Source organism: Bartonella sp. HY761 (assembly GCF_026743145.1).
Taxonomy (GTDB): domain Bacteria; phylum Pseudomonadota; class Alphaproteobacteria; order Rhizobiales; family Rhizobiaceae; genus HY038.
In genome coordinates, this window is the sequence record NZ_CP104887.1 from 2,846,214 (window position 1) to 2,857,500 (window position 11,287).

Consider the following 11,287-nt stretch of genomic DNA (forward strand, 5'->3'; position numbering starts at 1 on the left):
GGTAATGTTGATTATTTTATACTGAAGTGATTGTTCAAATCGATGATTGACGCTATATAGAGTGCAACACAACGTTTTTAAATAGATAACCTACCGACCATAAGTCTCGTGGGTTATTGCTTTATGGAGTAATAGCGGAGCTATGGCACGCCAATTTATTTATCATATGGCCGGACTAAATAAGTCTTACGGCAATAAGAAGATCCTTGAAAATGTTCATCTTTCATTTTATCCCGACGCAAAAATTGGTATTTTAGGTCCCAATGGCGCCGGTAAATCAACCATTTTGCGCATTATGGCAGGTTATGACAAGGAATATAGCGGCGAAGCTTGGCTTGCTGAAGGTGCAACTTGTGGCTATTTATCGCAAGAACCTGAACTAGATCCTGCAAAAGATGTCCGTGCCAATGTTATGGAAGGCGTTGCCGACAAACAGGCTATTCTTGATCGCTATAATGAATTAATGATGAATTATTCCGATGAAACGGCTGACGAAGGTGCAAAGCTGCAAGATATTATTGACAGCCAAAATCTTTGGGACCTTGATTCGCAGGTTGAAATGGCGATGGAAGCTTTGCGCTGTCCACCAGCCGATGCCGATGTTACGAAATTATCAGGTGGTGAAAGACGTCGTGTAGCGCTTTGCCGCTTGCTGCTTTCCAAGCCCGATCTATTATTGCTTGACGAACCGACCAACCACTTGGATGCTGAAACAACTGCATGGCTTGAAAAGCACTTACGTGAATATGAAGGCTCAGTTTTGATCATTACCCATGATCGCTACTTCCTTGATAATGTTACCAATTGGATTTTGGAACTTGATCGCGGCAATAGTATTCCTTATGAGGGCAATTATACTGCTTATCTTGATGCAAAAGCCAAACGTATGGCCCAAGAAGGCCGCGAAGAAGATGCACGCCTAAAAGCTCTTGCCCGTGAGCAAGCGTGGATGGCAGCTAGTCCAAAAGCCCGTCAATCCAAATCAAAGGCTCGTATTAAGGCCTATGATGAATTGGTTGAAGCTGCTGAAAAACGCCGCCCGGGCGACGCGCAAATCATTATCCCTGTTGGTGAACGCTTAGGGCAAGTGGTTATCGAGTTTGATGGCATTTCCAAAGGCTATGGCGAACGCTTACTGATTGATGACTTGACATTCAAGCTCCCTCCCGGCGGTATTGTTGGTGTTATCGGTGCCAATGGTGCGGGTAAAACTACATTATTCCGTATGATTACTGGTCAAGAAAAGCCTGATAAAGGATCTATTCGTATTGGCGATACTGTTGATCTTGGTTATGTTGATCAAAGCCGCGATACGCTTGATGGTAATAAAAATGTTTGGGAAGAAATTTCCGGCGGCAATGATATTATCAAGCTTGGCAAATTTGAAATGAATAGCCGCGCCTATTGCGGTGCTTTCAATTTCAAAGGCGGCGATCAACAGCAAAAAGTCGGTAACCTTTCGGGCGGTCAACGTAACCGCGTGCATTTGGCTAAAATGCTTAAAGCTGGTGGCAATGTATTGCTTCTCGATGAGCCAACCAACGATCTAGATACCGAAACTTTGGCAGCACTTGAAGATGCTTTGGAAAATTTCGCTGGCTGCGCTGTTATCATCAGCCATGATCGTATGTTCTTGGATCGCTTGGCAACTCATATTCTTGCCTTTGAAGGCGACAGCCATGTTGAATGGTTTGAGGGTAACTTTGCCGATTATGAAGCCGATAAGATCCGTCGTTTAGGACCTGAAAGCGTTAATCCGCGCCGCGTAACCTATAAGCCACTAACACGATAAACTTATTAAAGTTTGTAAAAATTAAAACGCTGGTCAAAATTTGGCCAGCGTTTTTTTATGATATTTTCTAGGCAATCAAGTTAATGTTAGCACGAAATTGAAATGACTTCCTTCCATTTCAATTTAAAGCTCTAAATAAGATTTAAGAGAATGTTTTTAAATTAGGGTGTCTTATGGCTAAGTGGATTGAAGTAAATGACAAAATGCAAACAGGCTATAAATATCAACTAGTTTGTGCGGCTGGCAAAGATTTTCATCCTGATTTTCAACCCCAATTGACCCCAGCAGAAATGCTAGAGCTTGGAGTAATGGGCGGAAAATATATGACCGATTGCAGGGATGAATTTCCCAAAAGCTGGTTTGAAAATGCCAAATTATCACCCGAAAAAAAGAACGCGAAACTTAATTACTTTGGCGTTATGGCAGGAAAACCACTATCCTATTGGCAACAGAAAGGTTGGATTTATGAAGATGATCCACGCGGTTGGTTTCAATGGTATTGTCGCTATTATCAAGGACGCCGATTAGAAAAAGAAGATGCACGACAGATTAAACGCTGGCGAATGATGAAACGCCACCAAACACAATTGCGTAACAATTGTGAAGAAGGCGATCCTTTTTGCCGTCCGCGCCAACGCCAAGCTTTGTTACAATGGGCCTATGATAGCCGTAAAATATAATTTATAACCTGTCTAGAAGTGCAAACCAGCTTAGGCCAAGGTAAAGCAAGGCGCTTCGTAAAGCACCACCTGGAAAGCCTGAAATTTTAAGCTCTCGCATAATATCAAGGCGATCTTTTTTGCCCAATATGGCTTGTGCATAAAGATAACCAAAATAATGCGACAGCATAACACCGTGCCCTGAGTAGCCGCCACAAAAAGTAATACCGGGCTCCACTTCACGCACATAGGGCATGCGCTCAACGGTTATTGCAACCGTGCCGCCCCAAACGTGAGTTAGCTCAATATCCTTTAAATCTGGATAAATTTGGGTTAATTGCTTGCGCACTGATGCCGTCATATCACGCCCATCAGGGTTGCCATAGGCTTCACTACCGCCAAAAAGCAAGCGGTTATCAGGCGTTTTACGAAAATAGCGCACAACAAAGCGTGAATCATCCACCGCTTCAAAATCGGGTAAAATCGACGTATTATCGCTTAGTGGAACAGTTGAACCGATAAAACTACGAATCGGCAAAACATGCGCCTGTGCCTTATTATTAATTTTGCCACCATAACCATTAGTAGCAATTAAAACACGCTTAGCACTAATGGTTCCTTGCTCGGTTTTAATAATAATATTGATACCATTGCGCGTTACCGATAAAGCAGTTGTACGTTCATAAAGCGCGACGCCATTATTATGGGCAGCATTAGCAGTGCCGATCACTAGCTTTAATGGGTGAATATGCCCTGTTCCCATATCTCGGATGCCACCATAATAATGGCTCGACCCAAGACGCTTGCCTGTTTCATTCTTATCCATAAATTGCAGATGATTATAGCCATAGCGCGCCATATTATCGACATGGCTCTTATAATCATCAAGGTAACGCGGCTTATGGGCGACAGATAATTGACCGGGCAGATAATCTATTTCAAAATTGTGCTTACTAGCAAAATTATGAATATGGGGCTTGGCTTCCTCGGCCAAATCAAACAAGGCCTTGGCGCGTTCAAAACCATATTGCTTTTCAAGGTCTTCGACCCAGCGGCGTTGGCCGGTGCCAAATTGCCCACCATTACGGCCTGATGCCCCCGCACCAAAGCGGCGCGCATCAATGACAATAGTCGACACATTATTTTCAGCTAAATGACATGCCGCCGAAAGACCGGTAAACCCACCACCAATAATGGCAACATCACATTGATGGTCGCCTTGTAATATTGGGTAGCGCGGACGATCATCCACGCTTTGCGCATACCATGAAATTCCCGGCGACATTGCATCTTGTTGCATAAATTAGCCTCACACGTTCAGCAATAAATATTCCCGTTCCCAAGGGCTGATAACCTCCATAAAGGTTTCATATTCCTGTCTTTTGACAGCTGCATAGGTAGCAACAAATGTATGACCTAAAACATCGCGAAGCTCAGTATCTGCCTCAAAAAGACTAACCGCATCAATAAGGCCACGCGGCAATTCAATATCAGCAGCATTAACCGTTTCAGTTGTCGGCTCATCAGGTTGTAGCTTTTGTCGCAAACCAATAAGACCACAAGCAAGCGAAGCTGCAAGGGCAAGATAAGGATTGGCATCCGATGATGGTATACGATTTTCAACACGGCGCGCTTCAGGACCAGAACGTGGTACACGAAATGCGGTAGTACGATTATCATAGCCCCAACGCAAATTCACCGGTGCCGAAACATCGGGAATAAGCCGGCGATAGGAATTAACATAAGGTGCAAGCATTACCAAAGCACTTGCCATATGTTTTTGCATACCGCCAAGGAAGTGGAAAAAGGCTTCACTTTCGCTGCCATCAGGATTGGAAAAAATATTTTGTCCCGTTGCGATATCAACGATTGATTGATGAATATGCATTGCTGACCCCGGCTGACCTTGAATAGGCTTAGCCATAAAGGTTGCATACATATCATGCTTGAAAGCTGCTTCACGAATAGTGCGCTTGAACAAAAACACCTGATCGGCAAGCTCTATTGGATTGCCGTGGCGCAAATTAATCTCTAACTGGCCTGCACCTTCTTCGTGAATAAGCGTATCAATTTCCAAGCCCTGCGCTTCAGAAAAATGATAAATATCATCAATCAACTCGTCGAACTCGTTGACACCAGCAATGGAATAGCCCTGACCGCCGCCTATCGGGCGACCCGAGCGACCAACCGGCGGCGTTAGCGGATAATCCGGATCTGGATTGGTGCAAACAAGGTAAAACTCAATTTCTGGTGCAACAATCGGCTTTAAACCAAGCTCGGTATAAGCATTAATGACGGAGCGTAAAACATTACGCGGTGTAAATTCGGCATAACCGCCTTCTTGATAAACAAGATCGCAAATAACCTGCGCGGTTGGATCGCTTTCCCAAGGCACTACCGATAAAGTAGACAAATCGGGCACCAGTTTTAAATCGCCATCATTTTCAGGAAAGAAAAAGCCATTGCCATTTTCAGGGTAATCACCCGAAATGGTTGCCATAAAAACTGCCGATGGCAAAGCAAGCGATGTATCAGAATTAAATTTTTTGGTTGGCATCATCTTGCCGCGCGCAACCCCGGCTTGATCGGGAGTGATGCACTCAATATCCTCGATCTTGCGATAGGCAAGCCAATCTGCGGCTTGCTTATGGTTTTTTGCACCAGATAGCGCAGTAATATGCGGCTTTAAATTTTGTTCTTTTGAGCGTGACTTCTTTTTATCGGAAGCAGACATGGGGGCTTTGGCCTTAAAAATTTGAGTTATTCACCTTTTACCATATGTGCATAGGCTTGTCGAATTGGTCAAGGCTTGAAACAACAAATCATTTTTTATTTTTGCCCGTTCGAAATGACTTTGTAAAGCAGATGTATGTTATAGCATCTCCAGTAAATTTTGAACCAATTTTTACATCCCGATAATGTGAAAAAATAAAAAAATTAGCGAAATTTACTGCTTCAATAATAATAAACGTATTTTATGTGCAAAACCGTAAACATAGTAGCCCGATTTTTACATGAAATAAGATAAGCCTATCAATTGGAATGTTTTATTTCTGTATAATATTCAACAAGCTTTTGGTACATCTCAGCATAAGCATTACAGCGTTTGGTAACACTCTCATAACTACCTGATGGATCTCGAGCTTCGCACCCCAAAAAATAAGCACCATAGCTACAACCAGCTAATTGCTCATCTTCACCCCAAGCAAATTCTTGAGTTGTGCAGGAATTACCTTCAATATGATCATAAAATTACGATAAGGAGGGTTTACAGCACCTTTCACATGCGCCATATTAACTTCAAACCATGCATATTGTGATGTTGGAAAACCTAAAACAAAAATTTCTTTTAGATTTTTCAATTTAATTAAGGACGCTAAAGGCAAGCCTTCCTTTTTAGGTGCAATTGATGTGATACGTAATACTTCCAAATTCTCCATTTCACCTAAAAAATCAAAATCATTAATTTTCTGGTTCCAGTCAAATGTTCCTTCAATCGACAGATATCGCAGTTTTTTTAGGTTCCCCAAAGGAGAAAAATCTGCAACATTGCGTAAATTTTCAATCGCCAATGATGTAAGATTGGTCAATCGGCCAATCGGCTCTAGACTAGGGTCAGGACCTATTAATTTTTTGGATTCCTTTTTTTGTTGATTTGTGATTCATTGGTTTTGTGGAGGTGAAACTAATGAGTGATTTGTTTTTATTGAGCGAAGAGCAGATGGCGCGAATATCGCCCTGTTTTCCACTGTCTCATGGGGTTGCTCGTGTCGATGACAGGCGCTTTATCAGCGGCATTGTCTATGTCATCAAACATGGTCTGCAATGGAAAGATGCGCCCCTCGGTTATGGTCCGCATAAAACGCTCTATAATCGCTTTATCCGCTGGAGCAGGTTGGGTGTATTTGACCGCATCTTCGCAATGCTGGCCGGACAGGGCCCAAAACCTCAACGCATCATGATTGACGCCACACACCTCAAGGCGCATCGCACGGCTGCCAGCCTGTTAAAAAAGGGGATATTCCCCGCCGTATCGGGCGCACGAAAGGCGGCTTGAATTCAAAGCTGCACACGGTCTGCGATCAAGATGGAAAGCCAATATGTCTGCTACTAACTGAAGGGCAGATGAGTGACTACAAAGGAGCCGCTCTTTTGCTAGCGCATCTGCCAGATGCCAAGGAACTCATTGCAGACCGGGGGTACGATGCTGACTGGTTCCGGCAGGCATTGCTTGACAAAAAAATAAAGGCTTGCATTCCGCCCAGAAAGGGCAGAACCACCGAGATAGTTTATGACAGGCAAACTTATCGGTTGCGTCACATAATCGAAAACCTCTTTGCCAAGCTAAAAGACTGGCGGCGCATCGCGACACGCTATGACCGATGTGCACACACCTTCTTCTCGGCTATATGCATCGCCGCAACCGTAATATTCTATCTTAATTAATGAGTCCTGAGCCTAGTCGGCTTGGAAACATAAATAAGCTTTAACTCGGTTAAGTCCGTCTGCCTATCAAGACAGGCAAAACTATCGGTTCTCGCCTTGCATAGAACCATTCTTTTAACCTTTGGAAAATCTCGCAACGCTAAAAATTGCGCTTTATTACAAAAATAAAGCTGCAATTCTTCAAGCTGTTTGAATTCTCTCGCCCGCTGCCAATTAAGCGTATCAGAGGTTAGCGTTAAAACTTTTGTATCAATAGGCGCATCATTAAGATTATCATAGTGATAGCGAAAATGCGTGCCGTCATCAGCAATTAGTGACCAATATGGATTATATTTTGCTACCATTTGAATAAACTACATAGAGTTGAAGAAATTAATTTACACTAGAACAGGCAAGCCAAGTTACCACTCTGAAGGTGTAATTGGTATTCAAACCTCAAAAAACAAATTACCCTTTAGGACGAAGCGCATATCGTCAATCCCCCTCCACATCTCAAGGCAACACCAGTCTCATTCAAAATACATCCTAAAGTTCTAAATTATAAGGTTCATTATTTTGAACCTTTTTTAAAATTTCAACAAATGCAAAGGACCATTTTCTTGAAGAGCTTTTCTCACCTATACGGAAGTTGCAATGGTAAATATTATCAGAAGCGCGAATATTGACATCTTTTTCTATTTGTATTTGCTTAATTAATCGATGCAACTGGTAGTCATTTTGCAGACCCAATTTTTTGCGTAATTGGGTAAATGATAAAGGGTGGCTTTGATTTACGTTTTCAACAGTCGAAATCCCTAACAAAGTTGGAAGCTCATTATCATTAATGCTAATTTTTTCCAAAACATCATAGTTAACCGACACCTTTTCCTTAGGAATATCTTCTCGTACCAACTTCATAACACGAGCAGCAAAAGCGCGGATGAGTTTAACATTAACCGCCTCCAATGAAGTTCTACTTTTTAAACTATTAAAAAGCCATTCAAATTCTGATAAATAAATTGCTTTGATTTTATATTCACGAGTATCCTGGGAAATTGAAACATAATCTAGCGGGATGTATTCATTTGGTTTATTCGACCAAATTATTTGATATACATTATCAATAACGCCATTGCCATCAGCTAGCAACTCGCCAATGTCCATCAAAATCTCTTTAACATTTGGATCATTCAACCCATAGCCAATAATGAAAACCGGATGCTCTGCAAAATAGGTTAGAAGCTTGGCTGCTAAATATTTCTTTTTATTCTTCCAAGCATCATAATCATTTTGCGTAAAAACTATTGATTCAGGATTTTTTATATCTCCGTGGATATGAAATATCTCACCAATACTATTTGTATTATACCGCAAAATAGTTTGACCAGATATAGGTACGTAACCTTGGAAAATATCTTCAAGTAATAAGTCATAATTCGTTGTAATTAAAGCATGAGGCTTTATTTGTGATAGAGCACTAATTTCAGCTTTAAATTTTTCGTCAATCATTTCAAATTGAAATTTTTTGCTTTTTATAAAATCACAATATAAATATTTAACGAAACAGTCTTTATTTTGCTCCCCCTGAAATAACTCCTTGGGGAAGCTATTTCGCCCCGAACTCCACGCCCACTCAAACACAACTTCCGATAATTCACTACCAATTTTTATAGCATCACCACTAATTTATCGTGCTGATTGGGAATATAAGCGAATAAATTTTTTAATAACTCTATCCAATTAGGTAAATTAACATACCGCCTAGACAATCCACTTCCAACAAATAAAATTGGCTGACACTCGTATTTGGACAGCAATTCACAAACGGCAGTTTGAATTTTTTGCTCGTAGGTCAACCTATTCTCCTGTATAATCTTCTTCAACTCATAAAAGTCGTTTTATGACGACAAATAAAACTTCAAAATATTCTTCTAAAAAAGGCGACAAACAACAATTACATATTTTATAGCTTAACACAATTTTAGACTTATAAAATTCAAAATTGCAACTACTAAGAGAAATGGAGAAATAATATTGCAACATTTGTAGAAATGTATTCGACGTTTAGTTGCGAAAAACGCAAGTTGATTATTTGTTTCAATAAAGCGGATACCATAAGCATTTCAGCAATTTTATCAGACCTTTATTCTTAGGTCTATCGCGCTAACCACTAAAGCCCACTCGTATAGCAAGCTTATTAAATAGAAGACGTATTTATAATTTAGCAAATTTGGTGAAAGATGTAGTTTTTAGATTTGTGTATTCACTGCACACATGAGGTTAGTGTTCGATTTACGTACGACGAAACAGCTAACGAAAAGATAGGCGCGATTGAATATGCGTGTAATCGGATTATAGAACCAATCGTTATATGAGCCAACGACTGCTTTTTGGGGATTACGGTATATGTCTAAACAATGTGTTTATTATTTTGCTGATGGGTAATATTGGTTGCGGGGGCAGGATTTGAACCTACGACCTTCAGGTTATGAGCCTGACGAGCTACCGGGCTGCTCCACCCCGCGTCAAGGGTTTTGTTTACTTCTTCACGCTCGGTATGTTGTGAAGGAGTATCTGATATTAAGGCACATTTTTAAGATAATGTCATGCTTTTAGGAAGCGTTATTATCTTGATTTTGTGTTTTTTTTCCAAGGAATGATTTAAGCTATATGGCTTATATTGCTTGGGATTTATCAGATAGATTAATAAGGGTGTTTTGATGGTGAAGAGATAGTATTCATACATGCATTTTGCAGACCTGGCAGCGACCTACTCTCCCGTGTCTTAAGACAAAGTACCATTGGCGCTGGAGCGTTTCACGGCCGAGTTCGGAATGGGATCGGGTGCAGCCGCTCCGCCATAACCACCAGGTCGGCGAAAGGCATGAACGAATTGAAGCTGGTTTTGATTTTTCTGCATTTTTATTAACTGGATATAGGTAATGGGAACGATCAAGCCGATTGAACGATTAGTATCAGTAAGCTTCATGTGTTACCACACTTCCACACCTGACCTATCAACGTGGTCGTCTTCCACGGTTCTCATGGGAATACTCGTTTTTAGGTGGGTTTCCCGCTTAGATGCCTTCAGCGGTTATCCCTTCCGTATATAGCTACCCTGCTATGCGGCTGGCGCCACAACAGGTCCACCAGAGATACGTCCATCCCGGTCCTCTCGTACTAGGGACAGATCCTATCAATATTCCTACACCCACGGCAGATAGGGACCGAACTGTCTCACGACGTTCTGAACCCAACTCACGTACCGCTTTAAATGGCGAACAGCCATACCCTTGGGACCTGCTCCAGCCCCAGGATGCGATGAGTCGACATCGAGGTGCCAAACAACCCCGTCGATATGGACTCTTGGGGGTCATCAGCCTGTTATCCCCGGCGTACCTTTTATCCGTTGAGCGATGGCCCTTCCACACGGGACCACCGGATCACTATGACCGTCTTTCGACTCTGCTCGACTTGTCAGTCTTACAGTCAGGCAGGCTTATGCCATTGCACTCAGCGAACGATTTCCGACCGTTCTGAGCCCACCATCGCGCGCCTCCGTTACTCTTTAGGAGGCGACCGCCCCAGTCAAACTACCCACCATACACGGTCCTGGTTCCGGATAACGGAACGCAGTTAGACATCCATGTAGATAAGGGTGGTATTTCAAGGAAGACTCCACAATGGCTGGCGCCACTGCTTCAAAGTCTACCACCTATCCTACACATGTCGACACGAATGCCAGTGTAAAGCTATAGTAAAGGTGCACGGGGTCTTTCCGTCTAACCGCAGGAACCCCGCATCTTCACGGGGAATTCAATTTCACTGAGTCTATGTTGGAGACAGCGGGGAAGTCGTTACGCCATTCGTGCAGGTCGGAACTTACCCGACAAGGAATTTCGCTACCTTAGGACCGTTATAGTTACGGCCGCCGTTTACTGGGGCTTCAATTCAATGCTTGCACATCTCCTCTTAACCTTCCAGCACCGGGCAGGCGTCAGACCCTATACGTCGTCTTGCGACTTCGCAGAGCCCTGTGTTTTTGGTAAACAGTCGCTACCCCCTGGTCTGTGCCACCCCCTAACGGTTGCCCGCTAAAGGGTCACGCTTCTTCCGAAGTTACGCGTGCAATTTGCCGAGTTCCTTCAACATAGTTCTCTCAAGCGCCTTGGTATTCTCTACCGGTCCACCTGTGTCGGTTTCGGGTACGGTCTATAATGTGGGAGCTATTTCCTGGAACTGCTTCACTGCATCATCAATCCAATAAGATGATACAATTTACGCAATCCGTCACTTCCCACAGGCCCACGAATATTAACGTGGTTCCCATCGACTACGCCTTTCGGCCTCGTCTTAGGGGCCGGCTCACCCTGCTCAGATTAACTTTAAGCAGGAACCCTTGGACTTTCGG

The 11,287-nt window shown here is 42.7% G+C and carries 8 protein-coding genes, 1 tRNA gene and 2 rRNA genes (1 of these 11 running past the window's edge); 3 read left to right on the plus strand and 8 right to left on the minus strand.

Annotated elements, in window-relative coordinates:
• The first annotated feature begins 142 nt into the window (after positions 1–142).
• Together ettA and N6A79_RS12315 are read left to right on the plus strand one after the other, a co-directional pair.
• Positions 143–1,792, plus strand: a complete 1,650-nt coding sequence (gene ettA, locus N6A79_RS12310; protein ID WP_268546162.1) for an energy-dependent translational throttle protein EttA — start codon at positions 143–145, stop codon at positions 1,790–1,792.
• A gap of 173 nt (positions 1,793–1,965) precedes the next feature.
• A complete protein-coding gene (locus tag N6A79_RS12315; protein ID WP_182417919.1) occupies positions 1,966–2,472 on the plus strand; it encodes a hypothetical protein in 507 nt (168 codons plus the stop codon).
• 1 nt (position 2,473) lies between these two features.
• On the opposite strand, the gene N6A79_RS12320 is transcribed toward N6A79_RS12315, so the two are convergent.
• From N6A79_RS12320 to N6A79_RS12330, 3 genes are all read right to left on the minus strand, one after another.
• Complete coding sequence (locus N6A79_RS12320) at positions 2,474–3,751, minus strand: NAD(P)/FAD-dependent oxidoreductase (RefSeq protein ID WP_268546163.1); 1,278 nt, start codon at positions 3,749–3,751, stop codon at positions 2,474–2,476.
• A 9-nt stretch (positions 3,752–3,760) separates the two neighbouring features.
• Entirely contained in the window at positions 3,761–5,185 is a 1,425-nt protein-coding gene (locus tag N6A79_RS12325) for a glutamine synthetase family protein (RefSeq protein ID WP_182417921.1), read from the minus strand.
• Positions 5,186–5,633: 448 nt separating this feature from the next.
• Positions 5,634–6,023, minus strand: a complete 390-nt coding sequence (locus tag N6A79_RS12330; RefSeq protein WP_268546164.1) for a hypothetical protein — start codon at positions 6,021–6,023, stop codon at positions 5,634–5,636.
• A 116-nt stretch (positions 6,024–6,139) separates the two neighbouring features.
• Between N6A79_RS12330 and N6A79_RS12335 the strand changes: the two genes are divergently transcribed.
• Positions 6,140–6,897, plus strand: a protein-coding gene (locus N6A79_RS12335) for an IS5 family transposase (protein WP_268545646.1) whose coding sequence is annotated in 2 segments (ribosomal slippage) — positions 6,140–6,473 and positions 6,473–6,897 — 759 coding nt in all. Because the reading frame shifts where the segments join, the coding sequence is not laid out codon by codon here.
• On the opposite strand, the gene N6A79_RS12340 is transcribed toward N6A79_RS12335, so the two are convergent.
• From N6A79_RS12340 to N6A79_RS12360, 5 genes are all read right to left on the minus strand, one after another.
• Complete coding sequence (locus tag N6A79_RS12340) at positions 6,894–7,241, minus strand: hypothetical protein (protein ID WP_268546165.1); 348 nt, start codon at positions 7,239–7,241, stop codon at positions 6,894–6,896. The genes N6A79_RS12335 and N6A79_RS12340 overlap by 4 nt on opposite strands.
• 181 nt (positions 7,242–7,422) lie before the next feature.
• Positions 7,423–8,517: an SIR2 family NAD-dependent protein deacylase gene (locus N6A79_RS12345; protein WP_268546166.1), complete on the minus strand. Its 1,095-nt coding sequence runs from the start codon at positions 8,515–8,517 to the stop codon at positions 7,423–7,425.
• A gap of 807 nt (positions 8,518–9,324) precedes the next feature.
• Positions 9,325–9,401 (minus strand) — tRNA-Met (locus N6A79_RS12350).
• Positions 9,402–9,633: 232 nt separating this feature from the next.
• Positions 9,634–9,748 (minus strand): 5S ribosomal RNA (gene rrf, locus N6A79_RS12355).
• 76 nt (positions 9,749–9,824) lie between these two features.
• Positions 9,825–11,287: ribosomal RNA gene (locus tag N6A79_RS12360) — 23S ribosomal RNA — on the minus strand (it continues 1,350 nt past the right edge of the window).

What these genes read in the sequence shown, in the direction of transcription:
- N6A79_RS12320 (WP_268546163.1), bottom strand. Translation starts at nt 3,751, where the DNA reads ATGCAACAAGATGCAATGTCGCCGGGAATTTCATGGTATGCGCAAAGC.
- N6A79_RS12340 (WP_268546165.1), bottom strand. Translation starts at nt 7,241, where the DNA reads ATGGTAGCAAAATATAATCCATATTGGTCACTAATTGCTGATGACGGC.
- N6A79_RS12325 (WP_182417921.1), bottom strand. Translation starts at nt 5,185, where the DNA reads ATGTCTGCTTCCGATAAAAAGAAGTCACGCTCAAAAGAACAAAATTTA.
- N6A79_RS12315 (WP_182417919.1), top strand. Translation starts at nt 1,966, where the DNA reads ATGGCTAAGTGGATTGAAGTAAATGACAAAATGCAAACAGGCTATAAA.
- ettA (WP_268546162.1), top strand. Translation starts at nt 143, where the DNA reads ATGGCACGCCAATTTATTTATCATATGGCCGGACTAAATAAGTCTTAC.